This window comes from Clostridium sp. Marseille-P299 (genome assembly GCF_900078195.1).
In the GTDB taxonomy this organism is placed as follows: Bacteria; Bacillota; Clostridia; order Lachnospirales; family Lachnospiraceae; genus Lachnoclostridium.
Genome location: NZ_FJVE01000007.1, coordinates 1718108 through 1742483, shown reverse-complemented (window position 1 = coordinate 1742483; position 24376 = coordinate 1718108). Strand labels below are relative to the sequence as shown.

Here is a 24376-nt window from a genome sequence, read left to right as displayed (position 1 = left end):
ATGTTTTTTTATAATTAAATGAATATCAATATATCATTAATTGGATCATTCCTAAATTATCAATAAATATTAATGAATCATTTCCTAATGAGTCTTCATTAAATCGTCATTATATGAATTTAATCACGTGACTCTCAAACATATATGATTAGTTATTTTCATGCGTGCTTGCGTTCCATTAGTGGAACTATATATGGACACCCATTATCTTCACACCATCTTATATCAGCGGTTATCCCATAAACTTCTTTTAACCGCTGCTGGGTTATTCCATCTACTACATTTCCTTTATAAATGATTTTCCCACGCTTCATTATGATAATGTTATCGCTAAATTGTATTGCTTGGTTGATATCGTGTAAAACCATTACAATCGTCATATGATATTTTTCATTTAACTCTTTTACTAGACTTAAAATCTCATATTGAAAATAAATATCTAGATAGGTCGTAGGCTCATCCAAAAATAAAATATCTGTTTTCTGAGCAAGTGACATTGCTATCCAAGCTCTTTGTCTTTCACCACCAGATAGCTCACTGACTTTCTTGTCTTTCATAGCTTCAAGTCTTGTCACTTTAAGTGCCCATGCAACGACTTCTTCTTCCTCATCATCGGTATTCTTAAAGAAACTTTGGTATGGAGCACGGCCAAAACGTACAAGACGTTCCACTGTAAAATCACCTGGTGCTTGATTTTGCTGATAAACAATAGCCATCTTTTTCGCAAGCTCTTTTGTAGACATTGTATTAAGACTTTGTCCATCTAATAGAATCGTTCCAGCGACTGGTTGATTTTGTTTTACTAAAAGACTAAGTAGTGTTGATTTACCAGAGCCATTTGGTCCTATAATTGTTGTTATTTTACCTTTTTCAATTTCAGCTGTTAAATCAACGATAAAAGGATTGTTATTATAGGTAAAATCTATATTCTTAATTTCCATAATTTCCACTATCCTTTCTTAGAAGGTATAAAAAGAACGGACCTCCAATTACAGTCATGATGATACCCACTGGAATCTCATAGGGTGCGGATAATGTACGTCCTAACGTATCGGCTATTAATAGTACTAAAGATCCAAACAATGCAGAAAAAGGAATCAAAATTTTATGATCAGATCCAATTAGCATTCTTGAGATATGTGGAACAACTAATCCGATAAATCCAATGATACCAACATATGCTGTAGAGATTCCTGCTAAAAATACTGCAACCATTGATATTACAATGCGTAATACATTTGGATTAAATCCAAGGCTTTTCGTATTTTTATCACCAAGTGCTAATATATTGCAACTTTTACTTAGTGGTATCGCTAGAACAAGGCCAACCACTGTATATATGAGCATCATTTTAACTTGTAACCAACTTTTATTGCCCAAGCTACCGTTAAGCCACGTTAAAACACCCGATAAACTTTCGCTGTTTAAGATGGAGATCATACTTGTTGCTCCTCCTAGCATTGCATTTACAGCAACACCAGCTAAAATAATTCGTACAGCCATGATTCCATTTTTCCAAGCTAAGAAATATATAAGAATACACGCTAGAATTCCACCTAGAAATCCAAAGAGTGGTATCGCACTAGTAGCTGCTGGAAAATACAGCATAACGATCATAACTACAAGGCCTGCTCCAGAAGAAATACCAGTGATTCCAGGGTCAGCCAAAGGATTTCTCATAACTCCTTGTAACAAAACGCCTGCCACAGAAAGATTTGCTCCAACTAAAACAGCCATGATTACTCTCGGGATACGAATATCCCTTACAATTCCACCTTTCCCACCACTATTATTTATAATACCGTCAAAGATTTCTTTTAAAGAAACGGAAACGCTTCCTACCGATATTGAAAAGAAAATACCTATGACTAGCAATGTGATTAAAAGTATAAATGTACTTCCTTTTTTCTTCATTGTAACACCCATTTCAACTGCCATATTAGGTTGAAAGAAATCCAACAGTTTATGATGCAATCTGTTGTTATGGCAGATCTTTATAATTATTCTTTCAACCTTTGTTTTAAATTAAATATATACTTGATTTTATAATGTCTAATTTATGCGTCTGAAAATATCTAGCTTAGTTCTAACCTTACCAATTTCCGTATCGCTCAGTTCTAGCTTAATATCGTACCTGACTAATTTTATCTATTGACCAATAACTTTGACTTTTTATTCTGTATATAAAATATCTGCTAATTTCTCCATAGCATCTGCTGCTAAAAGGTTTGCACTCATACCAAAGTATTCTGTTTCAAGTGCAACTACATTTCCATTTTTAACTGCATCAAAGTTTTGCCATGCCTTATTCGTCTCAAATTCTTTTTCAAATGCAGCCAAGGATTCTTCTGGATTTGCGTGAGCCATAAATAATATATAATCAGGATTCTTGTCTGCTAAATATTCCATATCTACTGGAATAAAGCTACTAGAGGAATCTTCTAAAATATTTGTAGCTCCAACTCGTTTAGCTAAATCACCAACATAGGAACTTTCAGAAGCAACCATGAAGCTTTGTCCTGCACCAAATATAATTAAAACAGATTTTGATTCCTTGCCTGAAATTTTACTTTCTATTGCTGCTTCTTTTTCTTCAAAGGAAGAAAGAAGTTCATTTGCTTTATCTTCTACTGAAAAACGTTCGCCAAGTTGTGCAATTGTTTCTTTTAAACCATCATAGCTTGAAAGATTTGCAAAGGTTGTTTCAATGTTTAAATTAGCGAATTGCTCTTTTAAATCATTTGATAAAGAATCAACGGAAACAATGATATCAGGTGATAATGAAGCAATGACTTCCATATCAGGTGACATTGCACTACCAATTCTTTCAGCATTTGCAACACTTTCTGGTAGTTCATAAGAACTTGTAGGAACACCAACCATAGGAACACCTAGCGCATCAAGAATTTGAACTACTGCTACAGAAGAAGCAACAACTCTAAGTTCAGATGTTTGAGATGCATCATTTGAAGAATCCGATTGATTTGTGCTATTTGCTTCATTTGTACTAGCTGCGTTGCTTGAACTATCTGTTCCATTTTCAGCATCATTTGATTCAGTTACTACTTTTGTAGGTGAAGTGGTTGCATCTGCACCATTCGTTTTTGTATCTTTGGCACATGCTATTGTAAGTAATCCCATTGCAATCGTTAAGCCAAGAACTAGTGTTTTTTTAAATTTTTTCATATTTCCCTCCAAAATTTTATATGATATTAAACATTTTTTCTCATTAGTTAGCTTTTGCTAACCCTTTGCTATAATAACATGCTATAATAGCCAAGTGTTTCAAATTATTTAGTTGATTTTTAAAAATATTTAGAAAGGCGGATAAAATGAGCGAGCAATTTTTTAATCATCTGGAAATTTATTCTCTTCTTTACAGTGGAAATACAAAGGAAGCTATAAAAGTTTTCAAGAGTAAGGTAGGAGAATTAAAAAATGAATCTATCTTATTACTGCGTTTGTATTTAAATTCTTTAAATCATGGGATTTATAACTATATATTGATGAAAGAATCGATTTCTTTGCATGAATGTTGTTATGAGAATAGCCAGCTGATCCAACAATGCACTAGTAGGACATATATTGATATTGGTATTCAAATAATTACTTCGTTTTCGAATTGTACGGATTATTTAATAGAAAAGCATAAGAATGAACACATCAAAAAAGCAATTGCCTATATACATAATCATTTAAGCGAATCTTTAAGCTTAGATGTGGTTTGTAAAGAAGTGTGTGTAAATCGATGTTATCTTTGTGATTTATTTAAACAAGAAGTTCATATGACCTTTAGTGATTATGTGTTAAAACAGCGTATTTCGCTAGCAAAAAAACTTTTAAAAACCTCAAACATAGGTATTAATGTCGTTGCGTTTAAATGCGGTTTTAGTAGTACTTCGTACTTTAGTACTTGCTTTCGCAAGATTGAAGGAATCTCTCCTTCGGAATATCGATAATGATATTCTTATAAAATTTAAATACCCAGTTAATATCCTTGGATGAATCAAATAATGATTCTCAAAAATAGTTAACTGGGAAGTTTGTGTTATGAATAAGCGTTATGTTATGGATAATCGTTATGATATGGATATTTATTATATTATGGAGATAGTTATATATCATGCATAGTGTTATTAGTCAGGAATATATTTTTTGCTTGTTATATTTTTTATGTCCTATCCTTAACATGTTCAATGAACATTGTACAAAATACGATTACCAGTAAAATGCTACAAATGAAAATAGATTTTTGATGAATCAGTTTTGTAAAAATAGTTCCTAAAGCAACACCAAATACAAAAAATGCAATTATACCAAAATAATTCAAACTTTTATTTAATACTTTTTTATCTTTCGTCTTTAAATAATAAAATAGCATTTCTGTAGCACTTCTTAAGTTTCCTGTGCACATAGTTGTAGCAATAGAATTTCCGTTTACTTTTCGAAAACTCTCAACTTGCATCGCACAAACAAATGTAATTAAAACATTTGCAACCATATTTAAAGCTCCTGTTGGAATAAAACCTACAATTACTAAAATTATAATTTCAATTGCAACTGCGATCTGCCTCCAATGAAGGCCGCCCTGCTCTTTGTACTTGCTCTTAATTAATTCACATATCATAACACCTATAATAAATGAGCAAATAGGTGTTAAATAATAAATTACTTTTCCTATATTTCCTTCTGTGAGATTCATACCAAGAAAAATAAGATTTCCTGTTTGGGCGAAGGCAAACACACCACCTCTTGCAATATATGTATAAGCATCTAGAAAGCCCCCGATAATTGCAAGTAGAGCACACAAAAAGAATGTTTCTGACATTTGTCTTTTGTTCATATTTTCCCCCTAGTAAGTAAGTATTTCTATTAACGTTTGCGATATCCAGTTTTAAAATCTACAATATTTTGTAGATCATCACCTTTTAAAAATCGTTCTAGGTTCTCTATGCTAATTTTAACAATACGTTCTCTTGTCTCTTCAAGATGATAAGCACCTGATACATGTGGTGTAATAACAACACCCCTCGTATTCCATAATTTATGATCTGATGGTAATGGTTCAGGGTCTGTAACGTCAAGTCCAGCTCCTGCAATTACTCCTTTCTCCAATGCTTCACATAAATCATCAGTACAAATAGCATTGCCACGACCAACATTTATAATGATTGCATTCATTTTCATATGCATAAACATTTCTTTGTTAAACAAATGATAAGTCTCCTTTGTATTAGGAAGACTTAAAGCTACAATGTCAGCTCTTGATAATAAAGCCTCTAATTCATCCATCGTACATAATTCATCCAAATACTCAGGTTTTAAACCAGATGTTCTTCGTATGCCAATGGTATAGCTGCCAAGTGCTTTCATTTTCTTTGCAAAACTTCCACCAATATCGCCTAAACCAACGACTAAAGTTGTACTACCCTCTATGGCTGTTACCTTTCCTTCATCTTTCCACTTACGATTTAATTGATTTATATAATAGAGGTTTAATTTCTTCTTAATTTCAAATACCATTCCCAACATATGCTCCGATAAAGCTAGTCCATATGCTCCTGTTGCATTAGTTAATAGGGCATTCTTAGGAAGTACCCCTTCTTCGCAATAACCGTCTGTACCAGCACTATTTAGTTGGATCCACTCTAATTTATTTGTACCTTTAATCATGGTTGGAGAAACATTACCAATAATGATATTTGCTTCCTTTACTAATTCTTCTGTCACTTCTGTTGGTTTACAAAATAGAAAACTTGCTTCTGGCATTTTTGATTTTAGCAAGTCTTTCTCACTCTCATTCATTGGTAGAACTACTAAAACTTGCTTATTGATTGTTTCATTCATTTATTTACGTCCTTTCTATCTCGCATTATTATACATTATAGCATTTATTTTATTAAAATGAAGTTATTAAAATGTAACAAAAATATTTAACAAAAATTTCATTTTTTAGTAAGAAAAAAGCGATATAATGTTTATATCAAATAAAGTCTAAAGTACAAATTTATCATTTATCTAAGTTTTGTTGCATAACATAGTATGTACAAAAAATTAAGAGAAAGCTGGCGGTTTATATGAAGCAATATGATAGTACTACAACACTTTGGGACGAAGTATATAACCAATGTAATTTAGAAGATTTAACGGATGTTGAACTTAGTGTAGAACCAACCTTTGATGCCTGCCTACATATCTTTTCTCAAAATACGAAAAGAGTAATGGATTTTGGTTGTGGTACTGGAGATATTCTATTCCAGTGCGCTCAATATGGTAATCTTTCCTATGGTATAGGAATTGATCGATCCGAAAATGGAATTAAGTTTGCAAATCAAATGGCTAATATAAATCATTTTAAACAACTTAATTTTGTTGTAGGTGATATCACTCACGTTTCACAAATGGAGGATGAAAGTTTTGATGGCATCATTCTTTCGAATGTATTAGACGTGGTTCCAAAGGAAGATGCTGACACTATTTTTAAAGAATTAACCAGACTTTTAGAAAAAGATGGTTTGATGTTCGTTAAATTAAATCCTTACGAAGATGATGATAAAATGAAAGAACTTGGTTTAAATTGCTTTCAAGATAATCTATATGAAAGAGATGGATATTTACGGTTAAGAAGATTAAAGACGGAAGATTGGTTAAGGCAATTTGAGAAAAATTTTATTGTTGAACGGTATATTGAATTTCCTTATCCTTGGCAAGAAGGAATGAATCGACTATTTTTATTAAAAAAGGTATAATATGAAACTTCATTAGAATTTTTGACACATGATTTTTGTATATAAATTTTTGTATATGAATTAGGTATAATATGAATTTTTGTTTCAGATTAATTTTTCAAGATTTTCTACATAGCCAAAAGCATGGATGTAGCCGATATACGTATAAACCAGCCACGGGATGGACTTTGTTCCACCTCATGGCTGGTTTACTATTTACTCTGATTTTTTAATGAGTACCAATAAAATCAATATCAATCGTTGCACTTGTAGAACCTTCATAGACTGCAATTACATTAGGTATATCATTTCCAAAGGTGTATTTCTTACCTTTAATTAGTATCACACCATTATCTACACCTTGATCATATGCTAATGAGTATGTGTTTCCGATTGCATTTATCTGTGCTGTCATAATAATAACGTAATTACCAGTTTTAAACTCATCGATTGCTCTTATTGTATTCCCATCCAATAAAGTTATTGTCTCCATTGGGTCAAGATGTGTCATATTTCTATAAGCGACATAGGCTGCGGATGATGGTAGTCCAAGTTTTAAGTGCCATCTTTGAGCATTGTACATAAAATTATCTGCACCTATGGAACCATTAATATTTGTCTCTTTGCCACCATTTATTTGAACCGAATTAACCTTACTACTTCCAATAAAAGTCCTTGCACGTGTTCCGGCAAGCAACATTTGAGCCGTACCTAATGAGTAGGCATCTCCAAAAGGTATGGTTAAATATTTCTGTGTTAATACATTCCCGCTACTATCGGTTACAAATTCCATTCGATTCTCACCCAAATATTTCGTGATACGCTCCTCTTCTTCTGTATAATTGCGGCGTTTACCTTCCTCATTCCAATCAAGTGATAGAATATAATTATATAACTTGTCTTTTAGTTTGTAATATTCATCAGAGAAGGAATTATCAGCTTCTATATATTCAGATAAAAGTCCAAAATAATTAATCGGTTTATATTCACCTGAGACATTCATGTAAACATCCACTGGTGTTAACACATTTGTATCAATATTTAAGGCGTAGAAATAAGGTACTACTTGAATTTCTCTGTGATAATCTCCAATCGTTGAAATATCAAAAAGTAAGTTATAACCAGCCTTTAATTGCTGATTTCTTAATGCCTCTATCGTATTTTTATCACCACTAAGAGGACCGCTTATTGCATTTGCTGAACTCATCCATCTCATAGTTCCATAAGTATTATACATATCTGTCTTTGAATTTACGGTAACACCTCTAATATCTTTTCCATAAGAGCCATCGTTTTTAAACCATGAAATATAGTTTTTACTTATACTAGTATCCACTTCATGGATAACACCTTCAACAATCCATTGATTATCCTTGGTAGACTGTTTGAATAGATTTGAAAATCGAAAATCATCACTATCTTCAATAATAAAATTACCGATACGTCCAACGATATCCGTGTATAATTGTCGGTAAGCACTGTGATAGGAAGTATAGGTGGAAAACCTATTTCTATTCGTCTCATAAGCGTTGTAAATGTCATATTCACAATCGGCATTGTTAATAGTATCGCCCATATAAGGATTTTCTTTTCCACCTGGCGAACTAGGAGCATTGATAGCCTCTGCTAAAAATTCTACTGTGGCAGCCATGGCTTCTGAATTTGCTAGCAAACAATAAAACTCATAATACTCTAGCTCCTTACCGCCATTTTTAATGGGTAACGTTATCCATTCTCCTGCAGACACTTGTTCCCATACTCCGTTTCGATTGAATAAAACATCATAAGCAAATCGTACTCTTTTTTCTCTTAGCCATTCCAAAGTGCTCATATTATTTACATAGCCTTTTCCGCGGTTGATTGAAATATTAGAGATGCCATGTTCACCATTTCCATAAAAATCACCCACATTTGGGAAATAAACGGTGAAATAATTATCTAAATTAATGAATGTTCCACAATCAATCGTTTCACCATTTGGTTTTGTAACTGTACTTACAGCAGATTTATGATTTTGATCATTTCTACAAGGGTCCCAACAAGTATCGTTGTCGTAGTCATAGCAAAGGCCTTTATGATGTGGTTCTGTGCAATTAAGTGTTTTTATTTCGCCACAAAGTGAAGTACATTCATGTACATTATTTAGGCCATTACAATTAAAGATTGGGTTACAAAGACCATTGATAGTTGATGGTAAGGTACTATATATGCTTTCAATGAAGGATAAGATATCTTCTGCTGTCATGGGTGAAGTTATTTTAGCGATTCCGTTACCTACACTGCCTACTTTTATTCCTCCGTTTTCAGAGGGCATCTGACTATCACCATTTATTGTGATAGCTTTTGCGAGCGTACCAATATAACCTGACCCACCGCCAGCACCACCGTTGTTATTGTTTGAAGCAAATCCTCCATAATATCCACCACCTGCACCACCAGTGTCAACCGCATTTGTGGCGCTTTCGCCAGCTCCATTGGAATAACCTCTTATTTGCGTTCCACCAAGACCAGAAGCAGATAATACAGTTCCTGCTTGCTTATTACAAGTTAATACGGTCTCTATACTAACGACATGTAATCCATCACCAGGTCTACTGTTTTCAGAAGGATTTACTTGTATGGATTGCAGAGTTCCTGACAGTAATTTAAATTTAATAATTAGATTGCTAAAATATCCATCACCTGTACTTAAACCTTTTAAAATGTTCAATGGAGTTGGATAGGCTACCATATAGATTCCATTACTAGCATATCCTGACGGAGTTGATTCACTGGTAGGACCTGCTGCTATAAAACCCTCATTAACAGCTTGTGCTACCGTTAGGTACCTAATCGTACCATTTATATTAATTCCAAGTTTTAAATTGATAAAAGACTGTGAACCAGTCAAACATTGTGCCCTAAGTTCTATTATTACCTCTTTCCCTTCTGCACTTCCTGTTATGTAATTCTCTAAATTATAAATTCTTGTACCCTCATAAATTATTTGTGGACTACCTGGCTCATTGGTAAAACCTCCACTTGGGCTATAACCTCCATTACAAACGTTTGCCTGAATCTTTTTAGGAGTATAACAACTACTATTATGTACGTGAATGTTAGACACATCTACTCCATCTACCTTCGCATTTCCTGCAATTAGTCCACCACCGTAACCACCAGAACCATCATCTTCTACTCCGGTTGCTGTTGTACCAGGATTATCCGCTCCTCCACCGCCTCCAGCAGCTAGTATTATTTTAGATAAATCTAGATTCATAGCTTTTACCTTACTGGTTGTACTATTTGATATTGCTGTGATATATGAATCACTTACCTTATATAGATTTGCTATTAAAATCCTTGTACAGCTATGGCTACATCCTAAACAAACTCCACTTGTTGATTTAGCAACATGGGTATAACCTTCATAGGTACAATCTTCATCATGTTTTCCCAAGGCATAACTAATTAGGCCGTTATTGTAAGTACGACTATTACTATATGTGCCAAGACAAATTCCTTTTTCTTTTGCAGTTTCTAAAGTAATCTTTCCACCAGAACCGGATGTGGAAACATTGTTCCCATTGGCATCGAAGGCATACACATAATTGTTATATTGATATAAATAATAAATACTTCCAGTGATTGGTATGTCTTCTCCAATGGTAATTGTTCTATCATAATCACTATCGGTAGCACTGTAACTAAAGTGTGTCATACCACCGCCGCCATAACCACCAGGTCCACCATAACCACCACCATTATAACCACCACCGGTACCTAATGTTGTACTGTAGGATCCTTTTCCCCCTACATATACATAGATTTTCTGACCTTTATTTAAGTAAATTTCACCAGAAGAATAACCACCAAGACCGCCATGGCTCGTAAGGCTTTGATTATTATTTAAACCATCACCACCAGAGGCTCCCCATGCTTCTAAGTTATACGTTCCAGTGGATGTTGCTGTAAAGGTCTGAACTCCTCCAGTGTATCCAAACGTTTTGTTTTTTCCTTTATAAATAGCTATAAATTTAGAATAATTTTCTTTACCAAGCATTGCTTCTAATAATGAACCATCCCCTTGATTGTATTGATCCATAGCTATCTGAACATTATTTAGATTTATTCCAACCTTTCCATTATGTACATGTTTATTATTTTCAGTCACTATGAACGTACAGTTGCTACTATGTGCGTGATTTAAATCATAAACTCCATTTGTTTTATTACCACAAGTATATTGTTTCTCAGTATCATGATTCTTAATAACATCATAGCATGATTCTGTATGATGATTGACTCCTGCCATCCTTGTAATTGTGAAATTATCAATGATAAAACCTGTTTTAAAGTTATTATTTTTTGTCCAATTACCAATATATAAGTTAAATCCAATCGTTTCTTCATTGATGGAATTACTTGTAGCAGGCGTTGTAATATTCGTAATTTTATTATCATTTACGTATATTTCGCAATCATCAATACTACCAAAGCTAAATACAATGCCAAGCTTAATATGTTTATTTGTAAAGTCATAATTAATCCTTTTTTCTTCTCCATTACCTGTTGTAAATACCCCATAACTCTTTCCAGCGGGAATATAAAATCCTAATCCGTCGAAACTATAAATCATTTTATTTGACGTATTTGAAGAAGGGATAAAAATATTAGACTCTACTTTAACTCTTAGATTTTTATGATAAGAAAATCCAAAATCCGCTAATTCAATTCCTAGCCTTGTTCCTTCCACTGATAAATATCGTCCAGTTCCAAAACCATAACTATCTTTCCTGATACTATATCCTGTAGGTAATTTATAATCTAGCGTTACACCAGCGGAAGACTTTATTAAACTACGAATGATACTAACGTCATCTTCTACTCCATTTTCTAATGCTTCTATCGTACTTACCTTTTCAAAGTCAAAGGAACCTTTCACAGTATTCATAAAAAACTTACAGTTTTTCACTCGAAATTCACATAATGCAGGTGATAGCGGGCAAACCTGACTAGCTGCAATTTTATCAAGCATACTCTCAGCAGAGCCTTCTGGTATTGTAGTTCTTTGGTCCATTTCCTCTGGTAACGATACAACACTTGCATTTGCTACTGATACTGGATTATAGACTAAAATATTATTTATCTTTCCAAATTTACTGTCTGTATTTCGATATCTTGATCGAATGGTATAACCTACTTGCCCCATGGCATTTGTCGTGATTTCTTCACTATGAATATTGGCATTACCCGTTGCTTTCTTATCCGTATAGGATAATATCTGCTTATAATATGCATAGGATTGACCTGTTGTGTAGGAACGATTTCTATTGGTTTGATCTTGCTTAATCTTATCCGTGAAAATTCTTAAATTAGTTGGTCTACTCATTCGATACTGACCTTCTCCCGGACTTGACTTATTAGCAGAACCTGCCGAATAAGTTTTTGTTATTACTATCCTAGCTTTTCCTAGTTCATCGGTAGCTGTAGATTTAACTACATCATTATCAAATGCAGTAATGATCTTAGCATTATTTCCTGTTCCAGTGTATTTTGCTAAAGTATCAAAATACTTACCATTATAACTTCCTACATTTATTGCATTCTCTGTCCAATTCGCAGCACTAAGACCATTATTATTCCACATTTGTTCAAAACTAACTTCGATATCCTTAAAATTCGTTTGGCTGGTAGCGGTATCCTTTGCTTCAAAATAAATAACTGATTGATCGCCACTGGATGTTTGAAGTATTAACATATCTGAAATAACGCTTACTGTATTTTTTTGATTTCTTCTTTCATTAAACCTTTGATATTCCATTGTTTTCTTATCTACTGAATCCGTGGAGTCAGTAGTAAAGCCAGTTTTTAAACCTGAAAATGGTGTAGCATGATAATTAACTGTATTACTATAGGTTTTATTACTGTACAAAATACCAGTTGCCCATGAGTTATTATGTCCTTGACCTGCCGGCACTGGAATTGGATTTTCTGAACTTATTGTTCCAGACATACCATTGCATGCATCCGATCTTGTCTCTACATTATTTGCATTTTGTTCATACCAGATTACATCATCATGTTGCCCTTGCTGTAGACTATATCTCAGTCGTCCAGCAACGCTTGTATCACTGGAAGCTATATTATAAAAGATGTTTGGATCACCTTGAACTACATTAGCTGTTACATACTCATTGTCATCATAGGTAATTTCTTTCATACCACCTACATAGCTACTATCTATTTTCCATACTCTTACATCGGTCATTTTAAGTGTATCGAATTTTACTTCTTGAGTCCAAGTATCTTCTACAGCCCCTAGTGTATGATCACAGCATGGTCCACATAGTATATGAGACGGTACAGTATATGTTACGGTTATCGTGAAACTTCCTGCTGCCCCTGGTTGTGCTGTTGCCATTTCGTTTTGACATGGCACACCAGAGTCATTTTCATCAATAGGATCTTTTTTTTGACAAGATACACTTGCTGTTGTAGTAATTGGGTCAGTTTTGCTATTTGTGGTTATTCTAGCATTCCATCCTGATTTCGTTCTTGTTTTCTTATCACTTCCTGAGGTATAACTTAATGAAGTTCCATTGACCTCGGCAATATATGTATTTGCCTCTGCCAATTTTGCGTTGTATTCCGTATAGTCTGGTTGTGCGATAGATTTTGCGTTATGTAATGAAGTAACTGGTTGTGCTTTATTTGGTATTGTGCCGGTCCAAGTTTTTGTATACGTTCCGCCATTATGTAACTGTACCGTCTGTCCACCTAAAGATGCAGTTTTTGCATTATCTGCTTCTTTAAATTCACAATCGACATTACCGCTGAAGTAGGAACGGTACTTTCTGGTTGCTGTTTTATCGTAGTCGTATAGCGTTTCTACTTCAACCATGAACTCGGAACCACCTGTTGCAAAATATAAAGTTCTGGTTGTTGGTACTCCGGCCATTGCTTCGAAGGTTTCGTTGTAGATGGAGCCTTCTTTTAGTTCGGCATATGCGTCTGGTTCTGAGGTGTAGATGCCGTATTGTGGGATTGGGGTTGGGGTTACGGATGGAGTTGGCACATCAGTTGGTTTAATCTTATTTAGATATTGCATAGTATCAGGATTCGTTTTAGCAGTTAAACACATCATTTTTGAAATATCTTTAGTTATATTTGAATAAAATAAAGATACTGTCGCTTGATATTCATATTTTTGATATTTTCCCTCACCAATTGGATGATTTTTCAATGATTTAGCTGTCCATGTATGAAATGGTTCATCATTATCTAGCCAAGTTTCTAAAACCTTCCCTTCTACTACTTTAGATGATTCTACATACACAGGTTTCCATAATTCTAGATCCGGTGGTGAGTCGTTACCAACACCCCCTGCTAGTTGTGTAAAGACAACCTTTATCGCGTAGTATCTGTAACGATTTAAAAACTGCTTCCATAATGCATCATTATTTGTTCCATTTCCTTTTGATAAATGTATAGATAAAGAAGGACTATCTTTTAATGTTGGTACCATTTCTTTGAATTTAACATACTTAATATCATTATATCCTTTCAATGTACTTTTTACATCTAGAGTTGCTTCCAACTCTGGAATATTAGGTCCATCATAAGCAGGTACAAGCATAGTACCATAATATTCGCTTTTTAATACTAGATGTTCAATTAAACTCAAACTATTCCATTCATTCCCCCAACTAACATTAGGACCATTAATCAATATTCTGTTTCGAATAATTCGAGAAACGATTGGTGACCCAAAAATATTATCTGAAGTATAAGTTCTAGTTACCTTTTGGCCACTATTTTTTTGTCTAATAACGCTTAATTGTAATGACTTTAATAAACGATTATAAAATTTCGTTTCTTTTGATTCCTTTACCAATTCCTCTGCTACTGTTTTAGAGGAATCTAGTTTACCAAGACTAAAATCACTCTCAATTCCAAGTGCGACATCAAGTAAATCCTGACATCCACCAAGCATATTAGATAATACATTTATAGTTTTACCATTCTTATCAGTATAGTTGATATATCCTCTTGCAATAAATCCTGCACTAATAGCAACGTTACAGTTGTTCGTTTTTGTTCCATAAATCCCATCAACATATTTATCAATTGCTGTTTTCCAATATGGTTCAGCAACAGAATCTTTAGATTGAACATAAAGAGTCATGAGGAAATCAATATACCTTAATTTAAGTTCTTCAACTTTTTCTGGAGAAGCTTCTTCTATATTATCAGGCTCTATCCCTAATGAACCTATATGTAAGTATTGATCAATTCTCTCTGTTACCTGGTAGGATTTTGACGCTGAATCAAAACGAGTAATCCAACTCCATACATTATTTATCTTCTTCATTTCTTCTTCATTATTTTTAATTAATGTAGACCAACTACTTAGGTCTTCCATTTTTTTCAACTCTGCATAAAATACGCCATTTTTAAACGAACTTTCATCCCCATTAGAATTAGCCGTCATTTGTTTAACTGCATTTAAATCTTTTTTCTCTTGAAAATAATCAATATTTAATGAATTCCATGAAATACGCCTCATTATTTTAATATCAGTAAATCCGTTTACTTTAAGATAATTAGTAAAATCATAAGGAACTATTGCTACTGTAGCTGTAGTATAAATTGGATTCACACTAGAAAAATCTTTAATCATTTTTTTTCTACCATCTTTTTGTTCAAATGTAGGTAAACTATAAGGGCGGAACAAAAATACAGTCTTATCCATCATCCAATTTTCTGCACCAGTGCCTCCACACTGTTCAATATTAATAACACCGGAGTTTCCTACTGACCATTCATTTGTACTATCTGCTTTTGCAAGTGTTGTATTTTTAAGTATTGTGATTAAAATAAGTAATGGCATTACTGCTATTATCAACTTAAATATCTTTTTAAAAGCTGATATATCCATTCTGCATTCACCTTCCTTTTGTAATTTTTATTGAATTTCTTAATTTCAATTAAGCACTTAATTCTGTATAGCTTGTCAATAGTAAATAAAAAAAGCAATTCACAAAAAAGTGTGAATTGCCTTTTCTTATCGAAATAAAATTGTAATATTACCAAATTCTTCAAGAGTAATATCACCAATTGATACTCCGACTCCTGCTCTTGTATATTCAGATTTTAACATTATATTGCGATGATTAATTGATCCCATAAATGAGACAATATTATATACTGTACTTAAACACATATCACCAGTAATAATTTCTCCTGCACTTGAATAAGAAATTCCTGCATTAGTTAATCTATCAAATGGTGTAAGTCCTTCTGGCGTAGTATGATCAAAATAATCTCGTTTCGTCATATCCTCACTATGTTTTCTAGAAACTTCTGTCATTTCATTATCAAATGAAACAGGTGTGATTTCGTTTCTTCCACGAAAACCATTCACTAACTCAAAATATATTCTCTCCATATTTCTTATAACAGTGCTACTTGCAGTTGGTAAATATGAAGTTGTTAATTCATCTGGATCTATACTAGGAATTAGAACTAATATACTTATTAGTTCATCATTATAATCATACCACATACGCATTTTATAATCGATGGTTTTACATCCACTTAAAGCTAATGTAGTTTTTAAAATTTCCTCTTCAGTATATGAGCTTTTAATCCCACAAGTCTCAAATTGCGCAGCGTTCGTATAATATCCTATAACTACATCATTTTTCACATAAACAAATACTAAGCTTGAATAATCATTGTTATAGATATAGACTGGACAATTAAAGTCGCTATCCAAGATTAATGATGGTTCACCAAAAGAATTTAGTAACTCTGATTTATTCATTCCCAGTTTTACTTTACCTTGATTTACAATTAACATTGAATCATAAACTTCCGGTTTTCTATTATCAGGTTCCTCATACTCATATTTGCTAACAAAAACCTCTACAATACTTTTAACACCGCCACTACCTTTTGCCGTAATAATAGTTTCACCTTCACCAACACCAGTTATTTTCCCTTTTCCATCGACAATTGCAACATTGGTATCGGATGAAGTATAAGTTATCATCTTGCTTGATGCATTATTAGGAAATATAATACCAGGATTGTTTCTCGTTTCTCCTATATCTAATGACACAACCTCTCGTTCAAATATAATTGATTTAACAGGAATCCACGCCGTCTTCACTGTAACGATACATTTTCTTGTAACATTCCCAGCCTTAACTAATATTGTAACCTTTCCCGCTTTCACTCCTTTAATAACTCCCTTACTAGAAACAGTAGCTATTTTCTCATCATTACTTGTATAAGTCACTTTCTTACCTGTTGTATTCCCCTTAATACCTATTGTTCCTGTCTTACCAACATCGACAGTTAAGTAATATTTTTCTAGCCACATATTCTTACTAGCTGCTTTTACTGGTATTACATTCATAAATAACAACATTACAATCGTCAAAACAAATACTTTACTTATTAATTTACTCTCCCTCATCTGTAACCCCTTTCTGTAACAACACATAATAATAACACCTAAATCTTTTTCACTCCCGAATATAGTAAAATTATACAGTATCACAATATAAATGTAAACTATTTCCTTTTCTTTAAGATTCATCATATTATACTTAAGAATTGTGTTTACTTTAAATCATTAAAGACCTAAATCAATATATACTGTCAATAAAAAAATAAAAAAAAATTGGAGCTACATATAAGTTATAAAATATATTATATAAAAAAGTGCCTGTTTATCCTACAAATCAGAAGAGTATACAATCATTAATATTTTGGTCTTTAATTACGAAATCTAAAGATAAGCACTCTAATTCATCTTTCTAGACAGTACTAGATTTCTCGATAAACTATGCTATTCCTGTCCATATAGAGTGGACCCCCAATAAAAAGTACGTAAACTTTCTTTCCATCTAACCTCCATATTTGCACTAGTAATTTCCAATACCATACTTTAAACGTATTTTCTTTCCGTCAGTCCAAAGATTTGCTATACGACATACTCCAGACACAACCTCACAATAGAGCCCCATATCATTAACATGTGTTTCCTACTATCAAGACACTATATTTTCTTCATCGATAAGATTCCGCACAGGCTGAACAAGCTAAAAAAAGCAATCCACGTTATTTCACGCGAATTGCTTTCATTTTATCGAAACATTATTGTAATATTTCCTAATTCATCAATTTCTACATCTCCGATTGATACTCCTACTCCAGCATTTGTAAATCCAGAATCTAACATAAGGTTACGGTGGCTAATTGATCGCATAAAAGTTACTATATTAGAAACAGTACTTAAACAAATATCAATTGTAATTATTTCACCCGCTCTTGTATAAGAAATACCTGCATTATCTAATCTATCTGTGATAGTTATACCATCTGGAGTAATATGATCCAGATACCCCCGTTTCGTCATATCTTCACTATGTTTTCTAGCAACTTCAGACATTTCACTATCAAAAGAAAGTGGTGCTATTCCATTTCTTCCACGGAGTCCATTCACTAATTCAAAATAGATTCTTTCCATATTTCGAATAACTTTACTACTTGCAGTTGGTAAATAAGAAGTTGTTAGTTTATCTGGATCAATAGAAGGTATCATGACTAAAATACTTATTAAATTACCATTATAATCATACCATAAATCATTTCTATAATCACTTGTCTTACATCCACTCATCGCAAGGGTGATGTCATAGATTTCATCCCTTGTAAATGAACTCTTAACACCACATGTTTCAAATACAGCAGCATTTGTATAATATCCAATTACCTCATCATTCTTAACATAAACAAATACCAAACTTGTATAATCATTATTATAAATATAAACCGGACAATTAAAATCACTATCCAAAATCAAAGAAGGTTCACCAAATGAATTAAGTAATTCTGATTTCTTCATTCCAAGCTTTACTTTACCTTGATTTACTATAAGTGTCGAATCATATACTTCTGGTTTCCTATTAACGGGTTCCTCGTATTCATATTCGCTAACATACACTATAGATTCATTTCTTACTCCTCCGCTTCCTTTCGCAGTAATGATAATTTTTCCTTCTCTCATTCCTGTTACAACACCATTTTTATCTACAGTTGCAACTGTAGGATCCGATGAGCTATATGTTATCCATTTACCAGAAGCATTGCTAGGAAAAATTGTAGCAGGATTACTTTCTTTTTCACCTATATCAAGTGCTATAATTTCTTGTTCAAACTCAATCTTGTCAACAGCAATCCAAGGTTTCTTAACCGTTACAATACACTTTCTAGATACATTACCTGCCTTGACAGTTATCGTAACCTTTCCTGCTTTTACTCCTTTTATAACACCTTTACTAGATACTGTAGCTATTTTCTTATCACTACTAGAATAAGTTACATTTTTTCCAGTTGTATTACTCTTAATTCCTATAGTACTTATCTTACCTACGTTGATGGTTATGTAATATTTTTTCAACCACATATTCTTACTAGCTGCTTGAACAGGTACTAAATTCGAACACATAACAATAATAATCATTACAGCAATTAGCTTCGTGAAGTAACTAAATTTTTTCTCTCTCATCCTATATACCAACCTTTTCCTTTTATCCGTATTTGACATTGTAATATTCTTAAAATAAGTAACAAAATACTCCTAACTCAAACACAATTACTACATAAAAATAAAATTACTTAAAAAAAGTTCCTACCATATAGATGGAGGAACTTCTCATATATCCATACTTATAAACCTTAATTATTCTGTAATACGAGTATTAGAAAATAAATAGATTATTGAAACATATTACTATATATTTACAATGATTGCAACAAAAATATAGTAAGCTCAATATAGTAAGTAAGAGATAACAACTTTTTTACTTATATCTTTTTGATAATAGCATTTATATCAGTTATTTTCATAATAAATATTTTGTGAATTCCTAAAATCATAAACAATCAAATCGTCCCGATCTAAGTCCTCATTCATTAACTTAACAGCGCTAATCTGATTATTCTCATACGTTTTATAGTAATAAATCCCTTGATCTACACTTATACAGCAAGAATACGTAGTAATATCATACTTCCCTTCTGGTGTGATAGTTACACCTCTTACCATACTAACTGCATCTAACATATGAAAAAACTGCGTAACATTAGATATCTCATCCTCTGAACAAACAGAATTCTGCTGGACAAATGCAGCTCTAATGAAACGAGAACTTGGAGAAACATCGCCTGGAAGTCCCATTCCTCCCATTCCTTGTCCATATGCCTGTATATTAAGGGATTTAGAAAATCGATTTTCTGGAGAATTTGGTGTAATATTCATATAATTCGATAGATTAGTTTTGTGATAATAAAAAGGAGGATTATTTGTTAAAACTCCAATTGGATTTTCATAGATATTTAGCCCATCTTCCATCGATTCCAGTACAAGACACCTTTTTTTATCAGCAATCATCCAGTGTAAGGGAGCTAGCGGAATATTATTATTAAACGGAATCCTAACTATATTCACGTCCTTTAACAAAACTTCAGCTTCATCAACTGTTGCACATTTTCCAAGTAACCATGGAATTAATTCAAAAGGTGTAATATTAACTTTATCTTCTTTTACATCGTGATAAACTGCATTATCTGGAAAATAAAGACCTGCCATACTTAGACCTTTTTCATTGGCTGCTTCCGCATAAAGAGGATAGTTATCGATTACAGTAGCCATTCCAATCATCGCATAATGTTCAACCATTTTCTCTTGAGTCCTTAAATCAAATACATACTTTCTAGGTGTTATTACAACTCTTTCTCCAAATGAGTATTCTAAATCAAGATTTCTACCAAAATAAAAATTTTTATTTTGAAATGTAATGCATGTACACATGTTAAACTCCTCCTTTTATTTTTTGGTATAAATATAAATTCATCATTTATAATATAATACTTCATTAATAAAGTGAAGTAATTAAAGGCATCTTAAGATAGAGCTTCAATAAATATTAGTATATTTCAGTTTAAGATTCCTATTCATATATAAAATTTCAATACTTAGAAACCATATCTCAACTTTATATTGATATAATGTTACTTTCTAAATAGCAAAAGCAGTGAATCTATTTCCATTCACTGCTTTGTTGACTTTTATCTTTCTTCATGAACTAATACTTGTTTCAATGAAGAAAAGAACATCCATAATGCTATCATTAATATGATATGAGATATTCCTGCAAATCCAGAAATCATTCCATTGATTGCATTACTTACTTGTAATTCCAAGGTTTGTAGAATACCACGAATTAACAACATACATATCATAAGTGGAAGCCCAATATTATATACTATCAAAAACTTTTTAAAAGTTCGATTCTGTAATAAGTTTGTATCTTTACAAAATAAGGCTATAATTAAAAATAAAATTGTACCCAAGACTAATAAATGTACATGAAGATAACTTAATGTTGTTTTCCCCATAAATCCATTATATTTTGTGAATTCTCTATAGAATACCCCTCCCACCATTGCTAGTAGAAAATATATAAATGAAATATTTAATATCTTTTTCATGAATATTACCTCCCTGATCTCATACTATTAAATCCAATGAATACCGTCCATACATATGCGCATGTTTTAGGTATCATCAACATACCCATTACCGGAATCCTATCTACAAATAATACAACTAGTAAATAAAATACGAAACTTAATACAATCGTCAACCACATAAAACGAAACTGCTTATCATTCCTCTCCTTAGCACTTTTATAAAATAATATAATAATAAGAATACCTAGCAATGTAAAAGGTATATTACGGTAAATTCCCCAACGAAAAGGTGCATTTGCATTTGTCCAAGCATTTTGTGGGAACAGGCATAAAATGATACGTGATATTGCTAATATGTATATCATGCATGTAATGCCATTTTTACCTTCAATTTCATAGCGTAAGCGCCATACATAATAAAGTAATATATAAAATATAGTCATGGTAATTGAAGTTATAAACTTTCCAATTCCTAATGCGAATACATAATCCTCTAATCCAGTGGTACATAGCGCAACTACTCTAGGTACTAAATGAAATGCATCTCCTGCTCCTAATATTACTGCCATGATACCAAATAAAAGATATTGTTTTTTACCATTGCTTTTCTGAATCATTATAATCCCTAATGTTACTACTGTGATTAAATATATGATATCAAAGGCCGTTTCCATAATTACCTGCATTATTTAACCCTCCTATGCATGATTAAATCTCATAAATTTAAAATAGTTGAATCCAAAAAGTATTCCTGCTCCAAATAATGCTAATCCAAGTCCAGAATAAAAAACGGCAATAAAAATATCTGGAACCAAATTCATGACTCTTATACCAATTCCAAATGTCATCATGAATGACATAATACAAAAGGATTTTATATCAAAGAACTTCAAAATAAATTGTAGCTTTTCTTGATAATGCTGAATTCTAGCTGTATGCTTAATAACTAACTTATGAAAAACCATGAACCAGAAAATTATAAATACTAAAGCAGAAAGAAAAATATTGAGAATTGTTACATGTCCTATATAACTGATAAATCCTATCCGTAATATATTAAATCCTGCAATTAACCATACAATACTTGCTATCATTAGTAATGTTTCTTTTTTTACTTTCATTTCAAAACACCTCCATTCAATATGAACACTGTTCATTTTGAGCTTATTTTTTTCCCACCTTTTAAGTGGGAATGTTAATATATACTATGTTTTACTAATTCTAAAAGTGCATCACAGTTATCCTGTTTTTCCATTAAAATAGAAATAAATAGAGTAAATACATAATCAACATATATAGTGGGTGTCAAAACTTCATTAAATGCTTCTGGTCGTACATTACAATCTTTTTTTAAAATTAGCAAAAGATTCTCCTTAATATGGCCAAAATATCTCTCCATCATTTGGCGCCCTTTCATTTTATCCTCAGAGGCGAAGCTCATAGAATGTATTGTGAAAAACTCTGGATATCTCTTTCTACCTTCTTGTATGCTTTCAAAAAGCCATGAAAGACAGTCTATAAAACTTTGGAACTCAAAGTTTTTTCCTGACATATGAAAAATATCTTTCCAAACATTTTCAATTGTTGCACTAATTAAATCAGATTTTGATGGAAAGTAGTTATAAATAGATCCTACTGCTACACCACATTCTTTTGCAACCATTCGCATGTTAACGGCAGATAGGCCTTTTTCTATAACGAGTTTACGACTGATTTCCAGAATCTCTTCTTTTGACGTTGCTGCTATGTTAATACACATTCACCTCCATAAATGAACAATGTTCATGTTGAAATTTATTATACTCTTAGTGCTAAAATTGTCAATATGATTTATTGATAAATATAATCATTATTAATAAAGAATAATGATTATTTAAAATTGTTACCCCCCAAGTATTTCACTAAAAATCAAGTGTAATATTGTATATCTTTTGAATCGTTCCCACCCATGCATCCTCATCTTTAATAAGTTCGTACGACTTACCATTCACCTTAATAATACCATCACTAGTAATTCTAAAACTCTTATTTCCGTCATCATTTAAACTATATTCAAAATCAATGAAGTAGAACTCCCCAGTTGATGAGGAATGATTATATTTTGAAAAACTCCTACGAACCTTAAATCCATCGAAAAGCTCAATTATTTCCTTAAATTCTTCTGCCGATAGATTTATATTGTTCACAGCGGGTTTACTTTGATTCCATTTTGTAATATGTATATAATTATCGGTACTTATAAAATCTTTCGATAATCCTAAAATATCTCGAATTGTTGTAGGTTTGCTATAAATAAAATATATAATTATAAGCAGTACTAACAAAACTAGAGAAATTATCTTTTTAAATCGAGTCATAAACTATTCCTTTTCAAGTTACTAATTATAACGAAACGAATAAAAGCATTCGTTACCATTGTCCTTTGCATTAATCTCACCCATTAACTTTAAAGAATCCGCATTTCTTTTATCAAAACAGAAGTTATAATGTGTATCTTTAGAAAATAAAGACTTTGCAAAGTATAACATAGTTTTTGATACTAAAATATAATTCTCTTCATTTACAAAAGGTCCAACACAGTCAACGGTATTTTGTGCCTGGTTCATAAAGAAAGCACAACAACCATAAAGTTGATTAAATTTATAAGCACCAACTATCTTATGCTCGTCCGAATTAAGTATGTAACTAAAATCTTCAAGAATAGAATCATAGGTATTACCACAGTAAGCTGAATTTGTCTCCGGAAATTGATTCTTTTCATATGCTAAAGAAACAATCTCATTCAAATCCGCCATAGTACATGTTCTTATTAACATAATATCTCCTCCATTTTAACATTCAAATTAAAAGTAATATTTGCTGGATGAACTCTAAATTCATAGAAATCATCCCAAGAGACACTCTCAGCCAGACTATAATAGCTCCATAATGTCATCCGTATTATTAATAAAAGGGTTCATACATACCTCTGTAGTAAATGAATAAACTACAATTGAAAAGGCCAAGATACAACGAACTCCATCTTTTATTATATATTATTTTCCATTATTTTACCATGAATATATGTTAAAAATATACATCTAATTAATCTCTTCCCATAGTCTTTCTTACAAATCCTT

The 24376-nt window shown here is 32.3% G+C and carries 17 protein-coding genes; 2 read left to right on the top strand and 15 right to left on the bottom strand.

Going from position 1 to position 24376, the window contains the following annotated elements; all coding sequences use genetic code 11:
• Positions 1–158 precede the first annotated feature (158 nt).
• From BN4220_RS15485 to isdE, 3 genes are all read right to left on the bottom strand, one after another.
• Entirely contained in the window at positions 159–941 is a 783-nt protein-coding gene (locus BN4220_RS15485) for an ABC transporter ATP-binding protein (RefSeq protein ID WP_066718413.1), read from the bottom strand.
• On the bottom strand, positions 931–1914 hold the full coding sequence (locus BN4220_RS15480) for a FecCD family ABC transporter permease (protein ID WP_066721072.1): 984 nt from the start codon (positions 1912–1914) through the stop codon (positions 931–933). Before BN4220_RS15480 ends, BN4220_RS15485 begins: the two co-directional genes overlap by 11 nt.
• A 258-nt stretch (positions 1915–2172) precedes the next feature.
• Positions 2173–3186 carry a heme ABC transporter substrate-binding protein IsdE gene (gene isdE / locus BN4220_RS15475; RefSeq protein WP_066718411.1) on the bottom strand — a complete coding sequence of 338 codons (1014 nt, stop codon included), beginning with the start codon at positions 3184–3186 and terminating at the stop codon, positions 2173–2175.
• A 146-nt stretch (positions 3187–3332) separates the two neighbouring features.
• On the opposite strand from isdE, the gene BN4220_RS15470 reads away from it, so the two are divergent.
• Complete coding sequence (locus BN4220_RS15470; protein WP_066718406.1) at positions 3333–3959, top strand: helix-turn-helix transcriptional regulator; 627 nt, start codon at positions 3333–3335, stop codon at positions 3957–3959.
• A 212-nt stretch (positions 3960–4171) separates the two neighbouring features.
• Here the strand turns inward: BN4220_RS15470 and BN4220_RS15465 are convergent, their stop codons facing one another.
• Positions 4172–4843 (bottom strand): YoaK family protein, encoded by a 672-nt coding sequence (locus tag BN4220_RS15465; protein WP_066718403.1) that lies wholly within the window; start codon positions 4841–4843, stop codon positions 4172–4174.
• A 29-nt stretch (positions 4844–4872) separates the two neighbouring features.
• Positions 4873–5847 (bottom strand): D-2-hydroxyacid dehydrogenase, encoded by a 975-nt coding sequence (locus BN4220_RS15460; RefSeq protein WP_066718400.1) that lies wholly within the window; start codon positions 5845–5847, stop codon positions 4873–4875.
• A gap of 230 nt (positions 5848–6077) precedes the next feature.
• Here BN4220_RS15460 and BN4220_RS15455 point away from each other — a divergent pair, with 230 nt between their 5' ends.
• Complete coding sequence (locus BN4220_RS15455; protein ID WP_066718397.1) at positions 6078–6749, top strand: class I SAM-dependent methyltransferase; 672 nt, start codon at positions 6078–6080, stop codon at positions 6747–6749.
• Between the two features lie 208 nt (positions 6750–6957).
• On the opposite strand, the gene BN4220_RS15450 is transcribed toward BN4220_RS15455, so the two are convergent.
• From BN4220_RS15450 to BN4220_RS15405, 10 genes are all read right to left on the bottom strand, one after another.
• On the bottom strand, positions 6958–15648 hold the full coding sequence (locus tag BN4220_RS15450) for a glycine rich domain-containing protein (protein WP_066718394.1): 8691 nt from the start codon (positions 15646–15648) through the stop codon (positions 6958–6960).
• 126 nt (positions 15649–15774) lie between these two features.
• Entirely contained in the window at positions 15775–17193 is a 1419-nt protein-coding gene (locus tag BN4220_RS15445; RefSeq protein ID WP_066718391.1) for an Ig-like domain-containing protein, read from the bottom strand.
• Positions 17194–17865: 672 nt separating this feature from the next.
• Positions 17866–19290: an Ig-like domain-containing protein gene (locus BN4220_RS15440; RefSeq protein ID WP_066718389.1), complete on the bottom strand. Its 1425-nt coding sequence runs from the start codon at positions 19288–19290 to the stop codon at positions 17866–17868.
• A 327-nt stretch (positions 19291–19617) separates the two neighbouring features.
• Entirely contained in the window at positions 19618–20595 is a 978-nt protein-coding gene (bsh, locus tag BN4220_RS15435) for a choloylglycine hydrolase (RefSeq protein ID WP_066718383.1), read from the bottom strand.
• A gap of 257 nt (positions 20596–20852) precedes the next feature.
• On the bottom strand, positions 20853–21275 hold the full coding sequence (locus BN4220_RS15430; protein ID WP_066718381.1) for a DUF2871 domain-containing protein: 423 nt from the start codon (positions 21273–21275) through the stop codon (positions 20853–20855).
• Between the two features lie 5 nt (positions 21276–21280).
• Positions 21281–21943, bottom strand: coding sequence for a hypothetical protein (locus BN4220_RS15425; RefSeq protein ID WP_066718375.1), 663 nt, complete (start codon positions 21941–21943; stop codon positions 21281–21283).
• A gap of 12 nt (positions 21944–21955) precedes the next feature.
• Positions 21956–22378: a hypothetical protein gene (locus BN4220_RS15420; RefSeq protein WP_066718365.1), complete on the bottom strand. Its 423-nt coding sequence runs from the start codon at positions 22376–22378 to the stop codon at positions 21956–21958.
• 74 nt (positions 22379–22452) lie between these two features.
• Positions 22453–23016 carry a TetR/AcrR family transcriptional regulator gene (locus tag BN4220_RS15415; protein WP_347477115.1) on the bottom strand — a complete coding sequence of 188 codons (564 nt, stop codon included), beginning with the start codon at positions 23014–23016 and terminating at the stop codon, positions 22453–22455.
• Positions 23017–23158: 142 nt separating this feature from the next.
• A complete protein-coding gene (locus BN4220_RS15410; protein ID WP_066718363.1) occupies positions 23159–23614 on the bottom strand; it encodes a hypothetical protein in 456 nt (151 codons plus the stop codon).
• Positions 23615–23635: 21 nt separating this feature from the next.
• Positions 23636–24073: a hypothetical protein gene (locus tag BN4220_RS15405; RefSeq protein ID WP_066718361.1), complete on the bottom strand. Its 438-nt coding sequence runs from the start codon at positions 24071–24073 to the stop codon at positions 23636–23638.
• Between the last annotated feature and the right edge of the window lie 303 nt (positions 24074–24376).